This is a genomic window from Arthrobacter sp. 05L421 (assembly GCF_056397785.1).
In genome coordinates, this window is sequence record NZ_JBFTOC010000017.1 from 20,811 (window position 1) to 42,430 (window position 21,620).

Sequence of the window (21,620 nt, forward strand, 5' to 3'; positions counted from 1 at the left end):
GGCATGGACGGCGCGGAGCGGTGGCGGATTCTTCGACTGCACGTCGAAGATGAGATCCCACTCGCGGAGCTGGCCCGGGAAACGAAGGTCAGCCTGCGCACTCTTGAGCGCTGGCACCGGTTGTTCCAGGAAGGTGGCATCGCAGCGCTGGACCCGCGGCCCCGCGTCGATTCCGGCACGCGCCGCACGGCAGCAGAGACCGTGGCGTTCATCGAACGGCTCGCTCTGTCCAGGCCGCGCCCGAGCCTTGCGACACTGCACCGGCTCGCCGTGGCCGACGCCCGACTAAGGAACGCCCCGGCGCCCGGCTATTCAACCGTCCGGGACATCGTTACGGCCCTGGACCCCGGACTCGTCACCCTCGCCCTGGAAGGGCCGGCCTCATACCGTGATCGGCACGAACTCGTGTACCGTCGGCGGGCGGAACGGCCGAACCAGATATGGCAGGCAGACCACACTGAGCTCGACATCCTCATCATCGGCGCCAACGGCAAACCGGACCGCCCCTGGCTGACCGCCGTGATGGACGACTACTCCCGGGCGATCTGCGGATACACCGTCTTTACCGGCGCACCCTCAGCCCTAAACACAGCACTCGCACTGCGGCAGGCGATCTGGCGCAAACAGAATCCGTCCTGGGTGATGTGCGGACTGCCCGACATCCTGCACGTCGACCACGGATCCGACTTCACCAGCCACCACCTTGAACGCACCGCCGTCGCCCTGCACATCCGAACCATCCACTCCACCGTCGGCCGGCCTCAAGGCCGTGGCAAGATCGAGCGTTTCTTCGGAACGATCAACACTGAAGTTCTCACCGCGCTGCCAGGACGCCTGGGACCCGGAACCCGCACGCCGCAGCCCGCGCTCGACCTGCCCGCACTCGACCGCGAGATCGGGACGTTCATCACCACGTACAACGACCGCACGCACAGCGAACTCGGCGCATCACCCCGGGACGCCTGGGTCGCTGACGGCTGGCTTCCACGCATGCCCGACACCCTCGAAGAACTCGACGGGCTCCTCCTCACCGTCCCGAAAAACCGCGTCGTGCAACGCGACGGCATCCACTTCCAAGGTCAGCGCTACCTCTCGCCCACCCTGGCACCATTCGTCGGGCGCACCATCACCATCCGCTACGACCCCCGCGACATCTCCGAGATCCGCGTCTACGACCACGACACCTTCATCTGCACCGCCATCGACGAGGACCACCCGAATCTCCGGCTGAGCTTGCGGGACGTCGAAGCCGCACGCCGCGCACGCCGGCGCGAACTGCGCCGCACCATCAACGACCACATCCCGACCATCGCTGCCCGCGAACAACCCCGAACCGCTGAACCACCGCGCCGCCGGCCGCGGCTTCGCACCTACGAAGAGGACGAATGATGGACCAGCCATTCATCGTGACCAAAGAACACCGGCGTTTCACCGAGTTCGCCAACGCCGTGCGAAAAGAGCGCACCATCGGCATCTGCCATGGCGACGCCGGCGTCGGTAAAACCTACTCAGCCCGCCGCTACGCAAACTGGGATGCCCTGGAACCTTACATAACGGAGTGGCGGTCCCGCGACGCCGACGAGGACGCCAAGCACTACTCACTCGCCAATAGATCCCGCGCTGTCTTCTACACACCCGAAGTACTCTGCCGCCCCAGAGAACTCATGGCAGAAATCCAGCGCTCACAGGTCCGGATCGCCTCCTGCATCGATGGCCACATCCACCGGAACGACCCAACAACCCCTCGCATCATGAACGGCATCACCAAACTAGTCGAGCTGCTCATCATCGACGAAGCCGAACGCCTCACCCCAACCGCACTGGAACTGCTCCGCGACGACCACGTCCGCACCCATCTCGGGATGATCCTCATCGGCATGCCCGGCATTGACCAACGGTTCCGCCACTACCCTCAGCTCTACAGCCGTCTTGGCTTTTCTCACCGCTACCGGCCACTCGGTCGCGACGAGCTCTTGTTCGTCCTGGATCGGCACTGGAAGCGGCTCGGCCGGTCCCTCGACCCGGACGACTTCACCGACGCCCAGGCAATCGCCGCGATCGAACGGATCACCCGCGGCAACTTCCGGCTCCTCGAGCGGCTCTTCCCCCAGATCACCCGTGTACTGAAGATCAACCAACTCGAAACCATCACCGACGACGTCATCGAAGCAGCCGCCAGCACCCTCGTCATCGGCAACTAGCGGCACAGAGCGCCACCAGAAGACCGCCAAGAGCTCCGAAGCTCACAGGCAGTCCGCAAAGACATTCTTGGCTCGGATTCTGCAGCTAACCCGGCCGGATCGCCCGCTGCTCGCTCCCTGACCGTGCGGTTCTAGTTCGCTGCCGGATCGTGGAGTGATCCGGCCTCAAGCCGGCTCGAGAAGTTAGAAAGTGCGTGGCGTTGTAGCTGGCGGTCGGACCCCAACGCTGCGGCCGCCGCTACCTGGAGCGGCAGAGACGCTCGGTAGACCTTCGCCCGTGCAAGCACGTCCGCATCCACAATTTCGCCGACTTTGGCAGCGCCGTAAAACCCGATGAGGGGGGCGACATCGATAGCAGGATCTGCCACGCTTGCGTTGTCGAAGTCGATAAGGCCAGGTGTGCCGGCCTCATCCCACAAAATGTTGTGTGGACCGAAGTCACCATGGACGAGGTACGGGTTAGCCGCCCCGTCGAGAGCCAGAACCTCCCGCACGACAATACGGGCAGCGTTCCGCACAGGAGCACTGGCACCTGCCGTGATGCGTTCAACGACGTCAAGCCAGAACTCCCCGCCACACCACGAGCGTGCTGCAGCCAACTCCGTCGGGAGCTGCGCACCGTGGAGATCATCCAATATGCCCGCGAAGTCGTCCCGGACCTCATACCACGGCCGGTCCGTCTGATGGGCTCCCTTGACCGCGGTGCAGGCCATCGCTGACCAATCGTCCCCGGTATAGGTTCGTAAGAGCTTTGGGATGCGGGTCCTCAACCCGGCACCCCCGACGGCAAGAAGCGCAGCGCTCTGACGGGCGATCTGCGCCTCGTGGTCAGGGGCATAGGACACGCGAACGACGCCGGTTGAGCCCAGAACCGCGACATGGTGGAAAGCCCCACGACTGTAGACAGGGCTCTTCCACCCCATATCTGACCAAACACTCCGGAGAGCAGACCAAGCCGGGGAGGCGTCCCGCTCAAGAGTGCTCATACCCAGCAGTCTGCCATTACACCGGCCGTCCCGGTGGAGGATCCCCGCCGGTGGGCTGACCCCATACGCCAAAGAGCGCCGTGAAAACGCCGCCATTTATCGCCGAAAGTCACATCGGAAACCAGTTCTGACCGACACTATTGGGGGCATTCGGGTCGCTTTCAGAGGCTTGCCACGGGCGCTTCAAAAACGGTCGTTTTTGACCATGCTGTGAACTTGATTAGTTGCTGCTGGCTGGGGCCGCTCTTGAATACTCGCTGCTGTTGACGTATGGGACCGTGAAGGCTGCGATGTCCGCCCGCGCGGCACAGCTGTTTCGATCTGTCGAGAACGGGCATTCCCCCGGTGGCGGATCAGGATGGTGCACTTCGTCTAATGTAGGTAGACTGGGCTACCTACTTAAGGGTGTGATGGTGTGGGCGATGGTGTGGGCCGGGAGCGGCCGGCGCGTGATCGGTTGATGACGGCCGCCGCTGAGTTGTTCTATGCGCATGGGATGGCCGCTACCGGGATTGATGCGATCACCGAGAGGGCGGGTGTGGCGCGGAAGAGCCTGTACAACAACTTCGCGTCCAAGGACGATCTGGTGCTCGCTTATATCCGGGAACGCCACCAGGAGTGGCTGGGGCTGTACGAGCTGCGCGTCATTAATGCACAGACTTCGCGCGATCGGGTGTTGGCGGTGTTCGATGCCTACATCGATCATGCCGGCGCCGCCTACGTCCACGGGTTTCGCGGGTGCGGGCTGCTCAACGCAGCCGCCGAGCTGCCCGCGGGCGCGCCCGGGCGGGTGGCGGTCCGCGAGCACAAGGAACAGGTCGAGGCGATTCTGGCCGCTGGTCTGGCCGGGATCGTCGACGCCGACCGGGCAGCAGAGCTCGCCGAGCAGTTGGCGTTCGTGCTCGAAGGTGCGGTAGCCCGCGCCGGCCTGGAGGGCTCTGTGGAGCGATTGGTCCATGCCCGCGCGATCGCCGCCGCGCTGGTGGATGCGCCGTGAGGCGCGAGAGGTTGATCGCCATCGCGGCGATCACCATCACCTCAATTCTGTGGGGCACCACGGGCACCGCCGCAACATTTGCACCCGACGCTGGCCCGCTGGCGATCGGAGCCGCCGCCCTGGGGATCGGCGGCCTCTTGCAGGCTCTTATCGCGATCCCTGCGCTACGCGCCGGCCGCGGGCAACTACGCGCCAACCTCCCATTGACGGGACTGGGCGCGGTGGCGGTAGCGATCTACCCATTGGCGTTCTACAGCTCGATGCACCTAGCCGGGGTGGCGCTCGGCACCGTCGTGTCCCTGGCCTCGGCACCGCTGGCTTCCGGTGTGCTGGAATGGTTCGTCCAACGCACCCCGCTCAGCCGGTGGTGGATGTTGGCCGCCGGGCTAGGCGTAACTGGCAGCACCTTGCTGTGTCTTTCCAAGATGGCCCACGACCCCGGGGATGTCGGTTCGACGCTTGCCGGCATCGGGCTCGGTCTGGTCGCTGGCGCCACGTACGCCACATATTCGTGGTGCGCCCAACGCCTCATGAGCCGCGGCATTAGTCGCGCCGCCTCGATGGGGGCAGTGTTCGGGGCCGGCGGCCTTCTGCTTGTGCCGGTCCTGCTTCTGACAGGCGCGCCGCTGATCGCGAGCTCTCAGGCGTTCGCCGTCGCAGCCTACATGGCTCTGATCCCGATGTTTCTGGGCTACTTGCTCTTCGGATATGGTCTGGAGCGCGTCACTGCCAGCACCGCAACCACGATCACCCTGAGTGAGCCGGCCATTGCCGCGGTCCTGGCCGTGGCCATCGTCGGTGAACGCCTCAGCCCTGTCGGCTGGGTAGGGCTTGGTATCATTGCCGTTGCTCTCGCGGTCCTGGCGATCGCGCCAACCAACACTGTTAGTGCACTTCCGAAATCCGACCCCAGGCGCGCGAGCCCTCAGATGGCCGCCCGGTAATGGTCGGGCCCGAGGAGCCCCGCACCATGCAATGTTCGATTGGGGAAACATGCTCCCGGCCACAAGGGCCGGCCCTAAGACACGCCGACCTGGGGCTGGACGATCCGCTGATCAGCTATTAGTGTTTTGCAATATCGAATTCTGACAGGGGGCACAACGCCCCGGGAGGTGGCGCGCATCACCGCTGACCAAGACCGTCAACCTACTGTCAAATTCCTGCAAAGCCCCTCACCTGAGGGGCTTTCGCATTTCCGGTACCGGGGACCCTTCACCGCCGCGGAAGCGGGATGTCGACGGACCGGTAACCGACACCGATGGCGACCCGCACGGGACGTTCGGTCGCCCGTGGCCGGCGACCATCATCCAAATCATCGGCGAAATCTTCCGTCTCGGCGACAGCTTGGCACCCTCGTCCGCCGCATCCAATCGCTCTACCACCTCGATACCTCCCGCCCCGGATCATCGACGCCGCAGGGAAAACCCTCCTCATCGGCCACAAAGCGCTGCGAATCCACTGCCAAATAGGTCTGCGACTCACACACATGGTCATGCTTCGATGCGGCCTAAAACTCGTCAAGACTCATCTGCGAGCCGATTTGCAACACCCGATATTCGAATACGGTTGTTTTTGATTGCGGCACTGTGATCGCCCTCTCTCGAACGGGATAGAACCCGGCCACATCGACCTGCTGCTGCATCAGCCCGACACCTTATTCGAAGTTGAGCGCACCAGCCACCCCGGACGCCGGGCAGTGGAACGTGGAATGAGTCCACGAATGCCTGTTCCACTGGTGCCACAGTTGTGGCAACTTCGGACGTCACGGCCACGCGCTTCAACACAGTGCTGCCCGCCACCGGTTCCAAGGTACGCCTCCGCGCGAAGGCGATTGCCGTCGGCCAGGACGTAACGATCAGCGTCTCCGTGACCAGGGCCCAGATCAGGCCGGCCACAGTTTCCTGAGGCCCGGTTATCGGCATAAAAACACGTTGACGCCGGCCTTTTCCCGGGTTCATCATATGGCTACGAATTTCGGAAACTCTTGGCCGTTGCCGGCAAATCCAGGGAACGCAGATGAACCTTCTCGAAAAACTTGACCAGGAGGGCATCAGCACAGGTATGCTCCTCGATTCCGCCGCCGCCGCGTTCTTGAGGGCACTCCCGGCGCCTGCAGACCTGGCTGTGCCAAGCACGGTAACGGTGGCGAATCCGCAGGCCATGCCCGCCGTCCTCGGCACGACCTTCGCGGGCCCGGTGACCATTTCAGCGGCCGCATCACCTGACACGTCACAGGCCGCGGTCACACTGAAACTGGAGGGGCTGGCATTGAGCCTGCCGTCCACTGTGCACGCCGCCACCCGAACGGAGACGTCCACAGGCCAGCGCCGGCGGGTCCGCTATTCGGACGCCGGCGGACCTGCCAGCATGACGGCAACCGGAACCATAAGCATCGTTCTGACCCGGGCCCATACCCCTGCCATAGATGTTTCGCAGCTTTCACTGTCCCCAAACCCCCGGACCGTGCTGCTGCCCGGCGGCATCGGCCTGGGCATGCCGGCAACATTCACGGCCGACGGCGGGAAGTTCAGATTGCTGGGAACGGAGTTCGTCCTCCCGGAGTCAGTACCTGTGGCGGGCGGCGTCGCCTGTGAGGCGGACCTGGAATGCGGCAGCGGCCCCCTGAAGCTGGATGTGACCATCAAGCCGGCCGCCGTGGCCGACGGAGCGAATGCCCCTGCCGTCGGTGGCACGCTGTCCTGGGACCTGCCCAACGCGGAATCTTTCGACCAGATTGTCCCCACCGGCGCCTCGGTAACGCTTGATCTTCCCACCGGGGGCGGCCTCCTGGGCGCGGCAGGACCGGCGGTGGACACTCCGTTGCGGGTCCGCGCGGGCATGAGCAGGCCTCCTGAGGATCCCGGCGCGCTGCACGTGACCGTCAGCATGGAATCGGATGCCCCTGCCGGCCTCATGAGCGTCTTCGGTGACAGTCCGGGCGACATCGCGGCCGGCATCACCACGGTCCTCGCCCCCGCCATTGCCGCCGACTCGCCCAACTCTGAAACCGCGGCGCTCTTTGCCACCGCCGCCCTGCTGGACAGCGAACTGGCGGTCAAGGGAGGCTTCACCCTCCATGGAGTGACCCTCGATGCCTCCGTTAAGCAGTCCGGCAAGGTCACGGCACTGCTCGACGTCGAAGGCCAGGTGACGGCCGACCTTTGGCGCTGCGGTCCGCTGGCGATAGGCATGCGCCCGGATGCCCGCCCCCTGCGGGTGCGGTGGCGGGACGTTATGGCCGCAGTCGATCCCGCCCAGGAACCGGGTGAGATGCTGACGCTGGACTTCTCACGGTCCCGGGCGGAGGTGGTTGACCCGGGTGAATGGACTGTCGATACGCCGGGATCGCTCCTGGACATCGTGGGCACGCGTTCCGGGCACGGCTCCACGTGGTTTGAGGTGGACCTGCGCTTCGTCGTGGACCTTGGGCCCGTCAGGGTCAGCGGTGCCACGGTCCGCGCCACCTTCGAGAACGGCGACGTCTCCCTGGGATTGCGGGGCCTGATCGCCGGCGTCGATGTTCCCGGCCTCCTCAGCGGCGAGGGCCAGGTCTCCTTCACGCAGGGTGGATTCTCGGTGGTCCTGGGCGTCGAGGTCCCGCCCATAGGCCTTGCCGCCCTCGGCTTCCTGCGCTACACGGACCTCCCCCAGGGCCGCGAGATGGAGATCGGATTCGCCATCGACCTGCCCGGACCCATCCCCCTCGGCCCCACCGGACTCGGCCTTTACGGGGTCCTCGGAACCTTCGGACACAACGCACGCATGCCCGCCCTGGATCCGGCCAACCCGTTCTGCTCGCTCCGGCAATGGCAGCCCTGGACGCCGCTGGACTTCGGACCGGGCAACATGACCGTCGGCATCGGCGTCAGCATCGGCACCGCGCCGGACAATGGCTTCTTCTTCAGTTCCCTGGGCGTCCTCGGCATCACCGCCCCTGCCTTCGACCTTCGCGTTGGGGTGGACGGGAACCTGCTGGCCGAGCGCAAAATGCTGACCCGCACGATTCTGGACACGTTGAAAGACCGGGCGGCGGCAGCGGACTGCACGCCACCTGGAGGCCCCGAGATCACCGTCTTCGGCGGGGTCGCCGCCACCACTGACGCACTGGACATCGGGGTCGCCGGAAAGTTCACGATTCCCTACCTGGTCACGGTGGACGTGCCGCTGGCGGCGCATTTCCCCTTCCGCGGCGCCAACTGGTGGATCCGGACCGGCAGCGACGACGGAATCCTGGCGCCCACAAACCGTCCGCCCGGCCCCATCAGCGCCCGGGTCCTGCCGGGTACACCGTTCGAGTGCAGCGGCTGGGCGTTCCTCATGGTGCACGGCGCCGGCATCAACACGCCGAGCCTGATGGGGGATCCCGCGTTTCCGGCGACGACAGGGTTCACTGTGGGCGCCGGCGCCGGGATAGAGGTGGTCATCGGAACCAAGGGCATCCTCTGGGCAGAGATCACGTCCCGATTCACCGCCCTCATCAGCACCAGGCCGCAACTGGTCCGCGTCACCGGCCAGGTAACCGGAACGCTGGGCATCGGCCCCTTCCACATCGGCCTCTCCGCGGAAGTGACCCTGCAGATTTGGACCAGCCCGGAGGGCAACGTCCTGTACGCGTACAAGCTGCAGGTGTGCGGCGAAGTGGACCTGTTCTTTGACACCATCCGCAAATGCATCACGGTCAACACCCTGGATGCCGCACCTGCACCGCTGGCACCTGCCCCCGGCCCCGATGACTGGCCTTGGCCAGATGTGTTCCTCGCCGACGGACTGGGCCGTTCCCTCCCCGCCACCGACGTTGCCGCCAGCGGCCCCGCAGCCAACGGCGCAACAGCCGGTTCCCCGCAGCGGCCGGCCACCGGCAACGGACCCATCCCCGACGGCGGCTGGATCAAGGCACCCACCGTTTGGCCCGACGTCGTACCCATCCTGGCGTTCCCGATCGCACCGGTCGTCGGGACCACCGGCATCACTTCGCCGGCACCATCGGTCAACCTTGGCCTGGTCAGTTCCGGGGGAGCCACCATCACGTGGACCCTGCAGGACGTCGTGCTCGCGGACATCACGAACCCCCTGGTAATGCCCACCATTCCGCTCTACGACACCTCGCGCTGGCAGCCGCCGGCGGACACCGGGACGTGGCCGGCCGGAACGTCGAACGCCCGCGAACTGGTTCTGCTGCGGCGCACGCTCATGGCGTGGGCGGCCCATATCGCCGGTGGCGGGAGCCATCTGAAACCGATGATGGACCCGGGCCAGCTCATCGGCGGCGCTTGCCTCTGGACCGCGGAGGAAGGGCCGGGATGGGCCGTCGGCGGCGATGCCACTCCCCTGTATTCGGCGGACTGGCACGTCCCGGCCGAACGCTCCGAGTGGGATGCCCGCTCCCTGTCGACGTTCGCCAACGGCACCGGCTTCACCGTCAATACCGTGCCTGTGACCGCCATGGGTGCCCCGCCCGCACTTCCCGCCGCCACCATTCCAGCCGGCCCGGCCGCCCTGACTTCTGAGGCGGCAGCGGACGGCCGGCGGTTCGGACGCGCCCTGCACCTCACCGGCTCCGTCTTCGTCCAGACCGAGCAGCCGCCGTGGATGCGGACCACCATCACGCTTGATGAGCCGGTGGTGGACGGCAGGCTGCACCTCCTGCTTGCCATGAACGACGGCGAAAGTCCCGACGGCGTCTACGCCGGCACCGCGTCGGCCCGGACGCAGGGTGGCGCCACGGTGGCAGCGTCGGTTGTTCCTGGCGACCAGACGGACGACGGTTCGGGCGTCGTCGTCACCATCATCCTGCCGCCGTCGTCCGACGATCCAATCGCCGTGATCAGCTTTGAACTCCACTGGGGGCGGCCGGCCTACATCCTGGGGCTGCTGGCCACCACCGGCAAGGATCGCGACGCCGCCAAACACGGCCGCGACGCGCAGAAGGCCTCCAATGATGCAGATGCGGCTGCCACGGCCGGCACCGGAAAGCTGAGCAGGCTGCTGACCCCGGGCCACCGGTACCGCATCAGCGTGACCCTGGGCTGGGAGAGCACCCTCAACGTCGCCGGGGTCACCGCTGCCCCGGCCAGTTCAGGACCGGGCCCGTTCACCCGGTCCTGGTACTTCGCCACGGCAGGCAAGGACCCGAACCCGCCACCCAAACCCGCCACAGCGCAGCAGGCCTCGGATCTGGTGAAGTCCGGCAGCGCCTCGGGATACTCCTCGAAATGGAAACTCGTGGAGTCCGCGGCCCCGGCCTTCACCGCCACCGGCGCCCAGATCGAGGCCCACCTTGCCGCCGCCGTCCTGCTCGATACCTTCAAGCCCGCCTACCTGGGCCGCTACGTCAAAGGCTTCACCCCGGCGGACCACACCGAATTCATGTTCCCCGCCGACCGCCCCGGAATCGAGTTCCTAGCCACGCACATCGTGGAACTCGCCGGGCTCTATGACCACGACGTCGGCCTGCTCCTGCGCCGCGTCGACAAACCTGCACCCGACATCTACTCTGTCCCGTTCCCCCAGCCGGCAAAGACGAAGCCGAAGCTGCCCCTGGCGGCGGCCGTCGCACTGGCAGGCAGCAACGCCGGGTGCCCGGTCCCGCCAACAGAGTCAACCCTGACGGTCCAGCAGGACCTGGAAAAGGGCGCCAGCTACGAGCTCTCCTGCGTCCTGCCGGAAGCGGGGAACACGCACCCGGACAAGTGGACTCCCTCGCTGGGCGGGATCACCTTTACGACGTCGAACTACACCGGCCCGGCGAACCTGCTGCACTCCTTCGGCTTCGCCTCGGGTTCGTATGGGACGGCGGTGGCGCACGGCGATCTGCAGGTGGTTCCCGTGACGACGGCGGCCGGTCAGTTCCAGGACAACGCCGAACTCGAGCGGATGGTTGATGCGCTCGGGCTGCCCCCGCTCCGGCCCGTCCGGTCCAACCGCTCCAGCCTGCTCTGGGCGCCGGCCGTCGGCGGGTCATGGGCCCTGGCCGGACTGCTGCTCGAATCGACAGAGCCGCTGATCCGGGATGAGTCGCGGCGGATGGGGCTGAAGAGCGCCACCCTCGCCGGAACGGAGCTGCCGGTGCGCGTCCTGAACCGGGCCGGCACCACGGCACTCTGGCTTGCCACCACACCGTTGACTGTCAGCACGCCGGTGAGCCTTGAAGTCCGGGCCACCGACCGCCTCGCCGACTTCGCCTGCGGGGTGACCGTGACGGCTCCGCCGCGCTTCACCAGTGCGATCCTGACAGCAGGAGACCAACCATGAGCATCATTTTCTGCGAGCGCGCCACCGCCTTCGGTGACATCGCCTGGCTTGCCGGGCCCGGATCTGATCCCCGGATTCCGGACGGCATCCACTGGCACGTCACCATGGGCCGGGACGGAGGCCTGCCCGCAGGGCCCACGGTGATCGTGGACCTGGAGACCAACTCGGACAGTTTCCGCAACGGCAGTCCGAACTTTGCCGTCGGAACCGGAGGACCCGGCGGCTGGCAAATCGACGCCGGCCAGGGCCACGCGCTCACGCTGATCTATGACAAACCCGGGCCGGGACCGGAGGTGCTGGGCTGGGCCCAGATACAGGGCGACGGCGAGCTCACCGTGGCGGCGGCCGACCCCCGGCTCACCCGGCAAGGCCTGTGGTCGGCGAATGCGGTCCGGCGGAAGCCGGTTCCCTCCGGCATCTGGCAGTTGGCCTCCGCCGAGTGCCAGGTGGTGCGCGTCACCGGACTTGGGACGGTCTCGGAACCAACCGCGTGGGTTTGCACCAACCGTTTCGCCCTGGACCATGGCCGCGTTCTGGGCCGGGCATCATTGGCAAAGGAGGCGGCACAAGACCTTCCGTATTACCTCCCCGCCCGCGACGGCAGCGATGACTGGGAAACCCGCGCCGTCATCTCCGCGCCCGTCTACCGGCTCCCCGCCGACGCGGAGCGCCCGGGGGAATATGAACCCGACCCCGGCCGCGAACTCGCCAGGATCCGTTCGATCGTCGACCCTCCAACGGGTACGGGGATCCAGGGTGTCGCAACATGGTGCCGGACGGCCTACGGAGCCCTCGACGGCGGCACACGGGGAAGTATCGACGGCGGATCCGGCGGCACCACCGTGTCCCAGGCCGCTGACGAGGCGTACCTGCAGGCGTCCGTGGACCCCGGCGTCGCACGCTGGCAGGGCCTGTCAGGCACGCTCGAAAGGGAACCGGTACCGACCGACGCCGGCCTGCTGGGGCTCGCCGCCGCCTTCATCCCGGTGTTCCGGCTGCTTCGCCCCAGGCAGTCCATTCTCCCGCAGGACGCCGAGGCGGAAAGGTTCTATGAGGACGAGATCGGCGGATTTTTCGACCTGAAACAGACCGCCGGCGACTTCCCGCCGCTCTGGGACGGCAGCCGCTGGGTGCTCGCCCTGCTGGTGGTTCCCCTCCCTTACCTGCGCGAATGCCCGCAGGACGGGCCCGGGACGCCTGAACTTCTGGACCTCGGTTCCTCCTGGAACGCCGTCACCACCGATCAGTGGTCTGCCACGGTTGGCATCGACACGGTGGTGCCCCGCGGCGAGGTTTCGCTAGTTCAAACGGCTCCAACAGCCAGAACCCTGCATCCAGGGGAGGCCGGCGCACCCGAGCCAATGATCGCAGGGTACTCCAAGCCGCACGGCCGGCACATTCTCACCGCAGCTGGGATGCCCGGCGAGTACCCGTCCGTCACGGTGGGTGTGAGCCTCCAAGACTGGCTCGGTCGGTGGGGCGAGAGGGGCGAACTAACCGTCGACCGGCCTGCGCGGCCGCCCGTTCCTCCGCCGCAGGGCACCACGATCGTCATTCCCGGCGCCGTCCCCGGCGGCGACGCCCCCGCCTCGTCCGCCACGGTCCGTGCCGACATCAGGGTGTCGTGGCCGGCCGGCCCCGGAGCTGTTCCGCTGACCCTGTTAAGCGTCACCGTTCCCCGGGAACCTTCCCCGCGGTTCTTCAACCTCAGCTTCGGCGATGTCCACGGCGGCATGATCACGCAAACCGTCGAGTTCGCGGCGCCGGAAACGGTGCCGGGCGAGGTAGCCACCGATTCCCTCACGCTGCAGAGCATCAACGACGACGGCGGGACCTCCTCCGCTGTCATCCTCACCGCCCGGATCGTTGACCCGCGCCCTGTCCGGGCACCGATCGCCAACCCCCGGCTCACCGCAACCACCCGGCGCGGCAACAGCCCCTTCGTGACGTTGACACTGGCAATCACCGCAGCCACCAACGCCCGCGCCTACCGCGTTCTCATCGCCGGTGAATCAACACTCCGAAGGGCCTTCGGGCTGCCTGCCCCGGACCCTGCCGAACCGCGCGCGGAACGGGCGGCAACCGTCCGGCGTGCGATGGCCGGCCAGGACCGGCGAAACCTGTACTCCTGGGCCTCAACGCAAAGCTGCCCTGTGGTGGACGGCACTGCCCAGGCCACCATCGAGCTGCCCGCCGGAACCGACGGCGTGGTGTTTGCCCGCGCCGTCGCCGTCACCACCATCCCCGGGAACCCGCCGACGGAGTCGGTGTCCACACCGTTCGAGCGCACGGAACCGGTCGCCGTCGTCGTTCCCCTGAGCGAATTCCCGCCCGTTCCGGACATCCGGACATCCGTGGGCGAGGACGGCCGTGCTTCAGTCACCGTCCGCGTTACGCGGCCACCTGCAGCCATGCTTTCCAGCCTCCGTATCGACGGCGAACCCGAGGCGCGCATCCAGGCGCGCCTTGTGGAGTACCTGGCCGACGCCGACCCCGTCTTCTGGCCGCAGATCACCACCCTCACACTGGACCCACAGCCAGGCAGCCCGGGCGTGTTTGAGGGCACAGCTGAGATCCGGGGACGGCCCTGGCAACGCACCGCGGTGGCCGCCTGCGTCCGGTACCCGCCGGAGCCCACCCTCGCGGCAGGAGACACCGCCATTGCCGGCGAGATCCGTCCCACCGGGCTGCAGTACGAAAGGATCCCGTCACCATGGGGGCCTTATTCCACTCCTACTTGGATCGACGTCCGCGGAGCGGTGCCCACCCTCGACTTTTCACACGCCATGGACTCTGTATCCATCAAGGCCAGCGGCCTGCCTGTCCTGCCACCCGGGGCTCCGGTATGGAGAATGCAGCTCTTGCGCGGAACCTCGAGCCTAGCGCCGGACCCCGGCCCTGCGGGAGAGCCTGTTCCGGCGTCCACGGGCCTCAGCGTGCTGCCCTGGCTCCCCTTCAGGTACGCGGTGCTGCTCATCGATCCGTTTGGAGGGCGGCACGGACCGCTTGGTGTTCCCATCCTGTGAAACGGAAGGCCGGACGGTAAGGGGCGTCCGACCGGCAGGTCAGCGAACCCCGGCCTTGTTGCTGCGGGGCCGCTTGAGGTACTCGACGCCCCACGGCAGCACGGAGACCAGCACCATGATGACGGCGATGACGTCAATGTTCTTGGCCACGATCTCAAAATGCCCAGCCACGTGCCAAGCAGGGTCACGGAAGCGGCCCACGCCACGGCGCCCACGATGTTCCAGAGCGTGAAGGACTTGTACTCGTATCGGGCGATGCCGGCGGTCAGCGGCGCGTAGGTCCTGATGATGGGGACGAAGCGGGCCAGCACGATCGCCGCACCGCCGTGGCGCCGGTAAAAGTCATCGGTCTTGGTCAGGTGGGAGGTTTTCAGGATCTTGGCGTCGTCCTTGAACCACCGGCGGCCGAATTTCCGTCCCAGCATGTAGCCCACCTGGTCCCCGGCCACGGCGGCCGCGGCGATGACGCCGATGAGCACCGGGAGCGCCAGGTTCAGCTGCTGGTGCAGGAGCTCGGCGGTGAAGAGCAGGGAGTCGCCGGGCCCGGCCCCCTATCGCCGGAATCGTCGCGGAGGAGTACAAAACACTGGATGCCGGCCGCATCCGGACCTTCATCCCGACCCTGGTAGAAAACAAAGCCCGGACCCGGCTCCGCGGCTTCGTCACACAAAACGAAAACGCCTAGAATCCTCGGTCGCCACGGTCAGCCGGAACCTGTGGGCCGGGGCCCCCCTTTGTTGATAGCTCGGGAGGGCCCCACTGACGGCTCGACACTCGGATCACCGGCCCGGCCAGATGCCCGGAGTCTCCACCCCGGCAGGAGCGCGTGGAGCCCCTGCCGGGGAGAACACCACATAAGTGCGAACGCAGATAGCCGTCGAGACAACAATTTTCGGCCGCAGGGCTGCGGGAGCGTGCACATAGCGACCTATTCGCAGGGCCCAGCCGGGCGATACCTGCAGCCTCGGCAGGCATGGCTGCAAACAACGCGCCCGAACGCGTGGGCTCGCTGGCGACGGCCACGGCGGATGCCCAAGAAAGCTCCGCCCAACACGGACGCACTCGCGCCCGTCCGGCCGGCGACATGATGACCAAGAAGTAGATTTGATCCCCCGAGCCGCAGCAAGTCATGCCGTTCCAAGCGCTCCCGGCCATGAAGGAGTACGCAGCAACACCGCTGTCCACGCCAAGAGAAGGAGCCGCCAAACCGTAACGGCCACCAACAAATATGGGCCCCGTTGGGGGCCCATAAGGGAGATTTGTACACATTCAGAGGCCAACAAGCCCCTGAACAGGGAAAACACATGCCCGAGGTGGGACTCGAACCGGCCTCCAGCCCCTGCGAACACTGGGAACCCCCGACAACATGCGGGATTCCAGCGAGTCTGAGGGCTGTACGACGGAGTCCGAGACGGAAAGTGTGGACAATGTCCACACTCCCCTAATTCATTTCAGGACACTTCGAACGGTAGTTGCCAGGCGTTCGGCAGTGTCCGCACCTACGGACCTTGGCGTCCTTTGCTGCTGGCACTTCCGTACTTTGATCGGCGGCCGGGTACGACTGTGTTGTACTTGGCTGCAGGTCGTCGAAGTAGCCCGGCACAGCCAAAGAATCTGCTGCACGTTTCAGCTCCGCCAGCTCTCCGGCGGTCAAGACCTGGTCTGCGAACGCCGCTTCGCGCATCATCTCCAGAAACCGCTCGTTGAGCCCGCGAACTTGTTCTGCGCCCATGCCACCCCTACCGGCGGCCCTTGCCGGAGCCTTGGCTTCGTCGCCGATAATCTTGCCGTCTTCCAGTACGACAGCCAGCAGCTCCAGGTACTCGGCAGCCGCCGCGTCGCTTACATCTCCTGTGCTGATGGGTAGTCGGGACGTAAGTGACGACATCGATCCCTCTGTGCCTTTCCTCAGGGCAACTACACGGGTTACCGGGCTGACGGCTCCCGATCGGTCCGGGTCGAATAGGCCATGGGCCGGGTCGTGTCCGAATTCAATGGCCGACTGATAGCGATCAAGCATCAAGGGAAGCAAGACAGCCGACGTCCCGAGAGCAGCGTAGGCGCCCACAAGCGGTATCCAGGCGTGCTGGGCGACCTCTTCGGCTAGGAAAAACCACCACGCCTACTGCACCGACTGTGAGGGCTTAGCAGTCCCCACATCCAGGGTCCGGAACTCTGGCACGCCCGTCCAAGACAGTGTGACCCGCCCGCCAGCGGGCGGCGACCGCCCTGGGTCGGGACTACGCGGCGCCACGTTCCCTGCCGACCGACGTTCTCCCTACCTTTGGCCTCTCGGCTTCATCACGGTCCGGTGGTGAAGGTCCAACGAGTGGTCTGGAGGGGGTTGCCGGCGGCGTCGCGGATGCCGCCGTACGTGCTGCTGGTCAGCGTGACGGTGTACTTGGTGTTTGCCGTCAGTGTTCCCCTCGGGTTCAGTGTGGCTACCCGGGTGGCGACGTCGTAAGAGTACAGCTCCACAGGAACCATTGCGCCGGTCGTGGCGTTCGTCAACATGAAGTAGTTTCCGCTGGTGCCCGTGACGGGTTCGCTGAAGGTTGCCGTGATATCCGCTGTCCGGCTTACCGCGGTGGCATTCACGGCGGGGCTGCGGGAAATCACGGTGGGAACAGGACCGGTGGTGAAGTACCAGCTTATCGTGGCACTGGGTACCTTCTCCGAGGGGTTGTCCGCCAGCGGGTTGCCCGCGACGTCCCGTATGGCGGTGGCACTGCCGGTTAGGGTCGCGGTGTAACGGGTGTCCGCGGCAAGGGTTGTCGTTGGGTTCAGCGTGGCCACCCTGCTGGTGGGGTCGTAGGTTATCGTCGCGGGAACCGCCGCTCCGGCCGGGTTCTTTAGGGTGAACGTCGTGGCGCTGACGCCAATGACGGGCTCGCTGAACGTCGCTGTCACATCTGCTGTCTGGCTCACGCCGGTGGCGAACCAAGCAGTCCGGTTCGTCACCGTCGGCCCGGGGCCTGTAGTGAAGCTCCATTGGGTCGTGGCCAGCGGGTTGTTGGAAGCATCCCGAATGGCGGTCGCCGAGCCGGTAAGGGTGACGGTGTACTTCGTGTCCGGGGCGAGGGTGGCTGTGGGGTTCAGTGTGGCGACGCGGATGGTCTCGTTGTAGGTGACCGTTGCCGGAATCACGGTTCCGGCGGGGTTCTTGAGGGTGAACGTGGACCCGCTGACGCCGGAAACGACTTCATTGAACGCCGCCGTGATGTCTGCGTTTTGGCTCACATTCGTAGCGGATGCTTCGGGTGTCCGGCCCGTCACGGTCGGTGCTACGGTGTCGGCCGCTCCGGGAACGTAGGTCTGGACACCGCATCCCGTAGGGACAAAGACGCGGTGCTGGGCGATGGCGAGGTTGCCGCCGAACGGGGGCGGACACGCAACCTCGGTGCCGCTCCGGACCCTGCCTGTGATCTCATCCAAGGCGAGAAGTTGTCCCGGGGTGAGGGTGTTGACGCCGGCAAGGATCCAGACCAGGCCGTTGGCGATGATTGGGGCGGAGGATACGACCTCGTAGCCGTAGTTTTGGTCCTTCATGCCCAGCCGGTGGGTCCACTGAACCGCCCCGGTCTCCAGGTCTACTGCGGTTATAAGGGAGGGCTCATTGTAGCCGGACGTAGTGAAGATTCCGGTGCGGCCGTCGAAGGCGACGGCCTTCGTGCTGTTGGGCAGGGTACGGATGTACCTGCCTGTTGCGGCGTCCAGCACCAGCGTCTGCGCCGGGTAAAAGTTGCTGCGGATGTAGAGCCTGCCGTTATGCACTGATGCTGCGACGGTCCCCGCGCCAGGCCCGTACGGGCCGGAGTTGCCTCCAGGTTTCACATACTTCCAGATCGACTTTCCCGTGGTGGCGGAGAAAGCCTCTACCAAACCTTCTCCGTTATAAATGACCCGACCCGCTTCGATAAGCGAGGGTTCAGTGGTTGCGCTAGGGCCTGCTACGAACCGATTAAGGCCCGTGGTTGCATCCACAGCGTAGTAACCGCCCATCACCACTCCGGAGCCGAACACGGTTCGATATTCGCTCACGTAAGGACTCGTCCACAACAATACGCCGGTGTTCAAGTTGAATGCGTCCAGGACCATCTGACTGGTTTCAGGGTTATCGTGGGCGAGATAGACCCTCGATCCGTCGATCTTCGCCATGTGGGCGAAATGGTATTGATGGCGCCACAACAGCTTTCCGGTGGCCGTTTCATAGGCTGATAACCACGAGCACTGATACTGCCTGTCCACCACAACTGTCCGGTTTCCCGACACACTGATCGACATGGCATCACTGCCGCCGGAGGACGGGCAGAGCGGCGGCTCGGCACGCCAGGACTTGTTGATCTGCGCCGGAACGGTCTCCGCCAGCTGCGCATTCCGGTTCCCCGCGTCAACACCGTCTCCCAGTACAGATGTTCCGCCGGCCGGATAAGGCAAATGGCCCGGAACGATCGGCCCCGCCGCCGAGGATGCAGGACCCGCAACAAGAGACCCGCACAGCACAAGCGCAACTGTGATGCCCCAACCCCAATGGCGTATTTTCATTTGCTGCGCGCTCCGATCGGTGCCGGGGATATTTAGATAGAGCACACTCTCATATAGGGGGAAATAATTGTCAAGAATAGCGGCTCCCGGCAATTGTTCACGGCCTATCTTTTCGGAAGCATCTTTCGAAGCTCTTTACATGAAGGATGCCATTTCGGCCTTAGCGTGGCTCGGGTTGACTTGCCGATGTCGGCAAGGAAGTACTCGGATTGGCGGTAATACTACTTGGTCCTGAGTCATTTACTACGTGGGAATTCAACGGCAAATACTGTTGCCGGCTATTTGGGAAGTATCACCCTTGACCAATCGGCCAAAGCCCAAAAAGAAACGAAACTACGGACGGAAGTTCAGCCCTTTTTGGGTGTCCCGGACGAGGAGCACCGGTTTGAGGAGTCTGGTGCCCAAAACGCAGGGGAAACGTAGGGTGGATGACGCCCGCGGACGGGCGGGCCGATCGGTCGCCAAACTGCCTGGCGCGGACTTCCTCTCCGGCGAGGAACTGTTCATCCAGGTGATCCCGCGGGCGGCGGACGAGTTCAACTGCGGGTCATCTTCCCGTAGGCGCCAGACGTTGCGGCCGCCAAACTACGCGGCGCGAAGTTCCCCGCTTTTCCAGCCTCGGTTCCGCGGGTGGCTTGACAGCGCCTGGCGGATGTTGATCAGCACTTCGTCGACGTCATGCAGAAGGTCCCGTTGCTTGCCGATGAAAGTTGCGGTCCTGACGTTGGTCCGGAGCGCGTGGGCGGGCTTCTGCCGCGCCGCACGGACTTCGCGAAGCGGTTTCAGCGCCCACTTCGCGCTGTTCGCCTTCACATGGTTCATTGTGAATAACAGTTCCAGCCGGCTGAGGGTGCCCAGACGGTCCCCTCTCTCGTTTACCTTCGGAACTTTGGCATTGTCGAGCGCCGCTCCTTCGATGTTGTCCGAAAGGAGCTTGTCGAACGAGTGAATGAAGTGGTTCCACTCCCGTTGGTCCGCCCGGAGGATCCACCCGAAGTCTTCGGGTAGCTCGTGCGACCGGAAGAGACGCGCGCCCATACGTTCTCGAACAGGTCGCCGATGGCTTCTAGCTCCTGGGCGAGCCGAGCGAACGGTCCCAGGCCGTCGGGCCAGTGGCCAATCGGCGAGCCATACCAGACTGGGTGAGGGGTTATGTCCTCGTCATCGACCTGAAAGCTCGCCCAGCGCTGCTGGTGCTCTGGGGTCAGGTCGTCCAAGTCGCCGTAGAAGGCCGCGACGCGTCGGACAATCGGGGACTCTGGAACTTCCGGATCGTATTGGCGCAAGTCGTAGGCAAAGCCGAGGTGCAAGAGCCCGACTCTGTCCTTCCTTGGCTGGTCTTTATCGTCGTACGCCTCGTCCGACAGTCCAAAATTGATGCCGAAGTCGCTCATGCGAACCTGTAGCGGGCGTCGTTACGGTAGCCTTCAAGGACGTCTGAGCTGAAGAACCCGAGCTCCAGCTGGATCGACCGCGGGCCATTGCTCTGGCGAAGGGGGCGTCTTCAAACTTCTTGGGCAGCTTCATCCGCTTCAGTGCCTTTGCCTTGGGATAAAGGCAGACCCCGTAGTCGTCGTCGGAGAGTTCGCGAAGCTCGTCGATCTGCTCGGCGGCGGTCCTCCGTGAAGGCCAGGGGCGGATGTGGATGTTCAAGTTGTCGCTCGGGCTCACGACTTCGATCAGGCCAGCATTTAGCAGTTCGACGCCGCCTCGATCTCGTTGTGTGAGTTCCGGGTCGTGCTGATATGCAGTCCGTTGAAGTCCCGTGACTCCATGTAGCGTCGCTTCACCTTCTTCAGCATCTCCCGCGCGGACAGGGAGAGATCGTCTTTTGCAGCCATTCCGGTCTAGCCGTTATCCCTAGTCATAGCCTGACTGGGTTCGTCTGCAGGCTCTGGAAATACCTGCTCGGCCCCAGGGGCAGTCCTGTTGTCGACGGACTCAACCACACAGCCGTCCACGAACTTGGCTAGGACGCTCAGGGTCGCGAGCTGTTCGAGTCCGTCTTGCTCGGTGAAGTCCTCTGCGACGTGCGTCGCTGGGTTCCGGATCTCCATGCTGACTCCGGGGGCGAAGCTCAACAGCCCTGCCTGCATCGTTTTGACGTCCTGGTCGTCCGAGTCGCCAGGCCAGCGCAGTCGGGGCTTGCCCTCCTGAGGGGCAGTCATCGCGAATGCCTGCTGCCACAGGGAGGTGTCGCTCGCGTTGTTCCGGCCGGTGAGCTGCTTCATTTGGCCGCTGACGACGGCCGCCCTGTCGGCGCTCTCATAGTCCCTTTACCCGTACGGCAGCACCGCATTCGGAAGCATCCAGCAGCTGGGCGGCGCGGTTGGACTGCGGTGCTCATCTCCGCATACTCCCTGGGCGCAGGATCCAACGACACCAGCTCGCTGACTCTGGAGCAGTCGGTTTCAGCAGCACAAGCTGCGTTCACTGCCGGGCTCGTCATCGCATGCCTCAACGTCCTCGTGGTCCTGTTCGTCCGCCGCGGCAACGAGGGAACTCAGCGGTGACCGGAACGTAGCGTAGGCATCTCCACGGATCACTCGACCTTCTTCGAAAGGACTTTTTCATGACCATCCACGTCAGGGGCGCAAGTGGCCGCCTTGGGCGC

General features: G+C 65.2%; 18 protein-coding genes and 3 pseudogenes. 11 read left to right on the forward strand and 10 right to left on the reverse strand.

From position 1 onward, the window contains the following. Positions 1–3 precede the first annotated feature (3 nt). Positions 4–1,389: a transposase gene (locus tag AC1DKQ_RS17230; protein WP_476919656.1), complete on the forward strand. Its 1,386-nt coding sequence runs from the start codon at positions 4–6 to the stop codon at positions 1,387–1,389. After that, a complete protein-coding gene (locus tag AC1DKQ_RS17235) occupies positions 1,389–2,201 on the forward strand; it encodes an AAA family ATPase (RefSeq protein WP_476919693.1) in 813 nt (270 codons plus the stop codon). The genes AC1DKQ_RS17230 and AC1DKQ_RS17235 overlap by 1 nt, the downstream gene beginning before the upstream one ends. A gap of 131 nt (positions 2,202–2,332) precedes the next feature. Here the strand turns inward: AC1DKQ_RS17235 and AC1DKQ_RS17240 are convergent, their stop codons facing one another. Beyond that, positions 2,333–3,187, reverse strand: a complete 855-nt coding sequence (locus tag AC1DKQ_RS17240) for an aminoglycoside phosphotransferase family protein (RefSeq protein WP_476919657.1) — start codon at positions 3,185–3,187, stop codon at positions 2,333–2,335. Between the two features lie 460 nt (positions 3,188–3,647). On the opposite strand from AC1DKQ_RS17240, the gene AC1DKQ_RS17245 reads away from it, so the two are divergent. Together AC1DKQ_RS17245 and AC1DKQ_RS17250 are read left to right on the forward strand one after the other, a co-directional pair. After that, positions 3,648–4,184 (forward strand): TetR/AcrR family transcriptional regulator, encoded by a 537-nt coding sequence (locus AC1DKQ_RS17245; RefSeq protein ID WP_476919694.1) that lies wholly within the window; start codon positions 3,648–3,650, stop codon positions 4,182–4,184. Next, positions 4,181–5,128, forward strand: coding sequence for a DMT family transporter (locus AC1DKQ_RS17250; protein ID WP_476919658.1), 948 nt, complete (start codon positions 4,181–4,183; stop codon positions 5,126–5,128). The genes AC1DKQ_RS17245 and AC1DKQ_RS17250 overlap by 4 nt, the downstream gene beginning before the upstream one ends. 563 nt (positions 5,129–5,691) lie before the next feature. Here AC1DKQ_RS17250 and AC1DKQ_RS17255 read toward each other — a convergent pair. Next, positions 5,692–5,826: a hypothetical protein gene (locus AC1DKQ_RS17255; RefSeq protein ID WP_476919659.1), complete on the reverse strand. Its 135-nt coding sequence runs from the start codon at positions 5,824–5,826 to the stop codon at positions 5,692–5,694. Positions 5,827–5,930: 104 nt separating this feature from the next. Here AC1DKQ_RS17255 and AC1DKQ_RS17260 point away from each other — a divergent pair, with 104 nt between their 5' ends. From AC1DKQ_RS17260 to AC1DKQ_RS17270, 3 genes are all read left to right on the forward strand, one after another. After that, entirely contained in the window at positions 5,931–6,089 is a 159-nt protein-coding gene (locus AC1DKQ_RS17260; protein ID WP_476919660.1) for a hypothetical protein, read from the forward strand. A gap of 111 nt (positions 6,090–6,200) precedes the next feature. Beyond that, positions 6,201–11,435, forward strand: coding sequence for a hypothetical protein (locus tag AC1DKQ_RS17265; RefSeq protein ID WP_476919661.1), 5,235 nt, complete (start codon positions 6,201–6,203; stop codon positions 11,433–11,435). Continuing rightward, entirely contained in the window at positions 11,432–14,461 is a 3,030-nt protein-coding gene (locus AC1DKQ_RS17270; protein ID WP_476919662.1) for a hypothetical protein, read from the forward strand. The genes AC1DKQ_RS17265 and AC1DKQ_RS17270 overlap by 4 nt, the downstream gene beginning before the upstream one ends. A 39-nt stretch (positions 14,462–14,500) precedes the next feature. On the opposite strand, the gene AC1DKQ_RS17275 is transcribed toward AC1DKQ_RS17270, so the two are convergent. Continuing rightward, complete coding sequence (locus AC1DKQ_RS17275) at positions 14,501–14,632, reverse strand: hypothetical protein (RefSeq protein ID WP_476919697.1); 132 nt, start codon at positions 14,630–14,632, stop codon at positions 14,501–14,503. A gap of 62 nt (positions 14,633–14,694) precedes the next feature. Continuing rightward, positions 14,695–14,886 (reverse strand): annotated as a pseudogene (locus AC1DKQ_RS17280) (VTT domain-containing protein); the annotation flags it as partial. Positions 14,887–15,023: 137 nt separating this feature from the next. On the opposite strand from AC1DKQ_RS17280, the gene AC1DKQ_RS17285 reads away from it, so the two are divergent. Both AC1DKQ_RS17285 and AC1DKQ_RS17290 read left to right on the forward strand, forming a co-directional pair. Continuing rightward, a complete protein-coding gene (locus tag AC1DKQ_RS17285; protein WP_476919695.1) occupies positions 15,024–15,146 on the forward strand; it encodes a three-helix bundle dimerization domain-containing protein in 123 nt (40 codons plus the stop codon). A 288-nt stretch (positions 15,147–15,434) separates the two neighbouring features. Beyond that, complete coding sequence (locus tag AC1DKQ_RS17290) at positions 15,435–15,563, forward strand: hypothetical protein (protein ID WP_476919663.1); 129 nt, start codon at positions 15,435–15,437, stop codon at positions 15,561–15,563. 339 nt (positions 15,564–15,902) lie between these two features. Here the strand turns inward: AC1DKQ_RS17290 and AC1DKQ_RS17295 are convergent, their stop codons facing one another. Both AC1DKQ_RS17295 and AC1DKQ_RS17300 read right to left on the reverse strand, forming a co-directional pair. Then, complete coding sequence (locus AC1DKQ_RS17295; RefSeq protein WP_476919664.1) at positions 15,903–16,481, reverse strand: hypothetical protein; 579 nt, start codon at positions 16,479–16,481, stop codon at positions 15,903–15,905. A gap of 281 nt (positions 16,482–16,762) precedes the next feature. Then, complete coding sequence (locus tag AC1DKQ_RS17300; protein WP_476919665.1) at positions 16,763–18,502, reverse strand: Ig-like domain-containing protein; 1,740 nt, start codon at positions 18,500–18,502, stop codon at positions 16,763–16,765. A gap of 901 nt (positions 18,503–19,403) precedes the next feature. On the opposite strand from AC1DKQ_RS17300, the pseudogene AC1DKQ_RS17305 reads away from it, so the two are divergent. Further along, positions 19,404–19,544 (forward strand): annotated as a pseudogene (locus tag AC1DKQ_RS17305) (DUF4193 family protein); the annotation flags it as partial. Positions 19,545–19,591: 47 nt separating this feature from the next. On the opposite strand, the gene AC1DKQ_RS17310 reads toward AC1DKQ_RS17305, so the two are convergent. The 4 genes and pseudogenes from AC1DKQ_RS17310 to AC1DKQ_RS17325 all read right to left on the reverse strand — a co-directional run. After that, positions 19,592–19,819, reverse strand: coding sequence for a hypothetical protein (locus tag AC1DKQ_RS17310; RefSeq protein WP_476919698.1), 228 nt, complete (start codon positions 19,817–19,819; stop codon positions 19,592–19,594). Between the two features lie 62 nt (positions 19,820–19,881). Then, entirely contained in the window at positions 19,882–20,400 is a 519-nt protein-coding gene (locus AC1DKQ_RS17315) for a hypothetical protein (RefSeq protein WP_476919699.1), read from the reverse strand. 297 nt (positions 20,401–20,697) lie between these two features. After that, a complete protein-coding gene (locus tag AC1DKQ_RS17320) occupies positions 20,698–20,847 on the reverse strand; it encodes a hypothetical protein (protein ID WP_476919666.1) in 150 nt (49 codons plus the stop codon). A gap of 6 nt (positions 20,848–20,853) precedes the next feature. Further along, positions 20,854–21,240, reverse strand: a pseudogene (locus AC1DKQ_RS17325) (TIGR02391 family protein); the annotation flags it as partial. Positions 21,241–21,345: 105 nt separating this feature from the next. Here AC1DKQ_RS17325 and AC1DKQ_RS17330 point away from each other — a divergent pair. Further along, positions 21,346–21,519: a hypothetical protein gene (locus AC1DKQ_RS17330; RefSeq protein ID WP_476919667.1), complete on the forward strand. Its 174-nt coding sequence runs from the start codon at positions 21,346–21,348 to the stop codon at positions 21,517–21,519. Positions 21,520–21,620: the final 101 nt, after the last annotated feature.

Excerpts from the sequence above, each read along its gene's own strand:
- AC1DKQ_RS17230 (WP_476919656.1), top strand. The coding sequence starts at position 4 with ATGGACGGCGCGGAGCGGTGGCGGATTCTTCGACTGCACGTCGAAGAT.
- AC1DKQ_RS17235 (WP_476919693.1), top strand. The coding sequence starts at position 1,389 with ATGGACCAGCCATTCATCGTGACCAAAGAACACCGGCGTTTCACCGAG.
- AC1DKQ_RS17240 (WP_476919657.1), bottom strand. The coding sequence starts at position 3,187 with ATGAGCACTCTTGAGCGGGACGCCTCCCCGGCTTGGTCTGCTCTCCGG.
- AC1DKQ_RS17245 (WP_476919694.1), top strand. The coding sequence starts at position 3,648 with ATGACGGCCGCCGCTGAGTTGTTCTATGCGCATGGGATGGCCGCTACC.
- AC1DKQ_RS17255 (WP_476919659.1), bottom strand. The coding sequence starts at position 5,826 with ATGCAGCAGCAGGTCGATGTGGCCGGGTTCTATCCCGTTCGAGAGAGG.
- AC1DKQ_RS17265 (WP_476919661.1), top strand. The coding sequence starts at position 6,201 with ATGAACCTTCTCGAAAAACTTGACCAGGAGGGCATCAGCACAGGTATG.
- AC1DKQ_RS17270 (WP_476919662.1), top strand. The coding sequence starts at position 11,432 with ATGAGCATCATTTTCTGCGAGCGCGCCACCGCCTTCGGTGACATCGCC.
- AC1DKQ_RS17290 (WP_476919663.1), top strand. The coding sequence starts at position 15,435 with ATGGCTGCAAACAACGCGCCCGAACGCGTGGGCTCGCTGGCGACGGCC.
- AC1DKQ_RS17295 (WP_476919664.1), bottom strand. The coding sequence starts at position 16,481 with ATGCTTGATCGCTATCAGTCGGCCATTGAATTCGGACACGACCCGGCC.
- AC1DKQ_RS17315 (WP_476919699.1), bottom strand. The coding sequence starts at position 20,400 with ATGAGCGACTTCGGCATCAATTTTGGACTGTCGGACGAGGCGTACGAC.
- AC1DKQ_RS17320 (WP_476919666.1), bottom strand. The coding sequence starts at position 20,847 with ATGGCTGCAAAAGACGATCTCTCCCTGTCCGCGCGGGAGATGCTGAAG.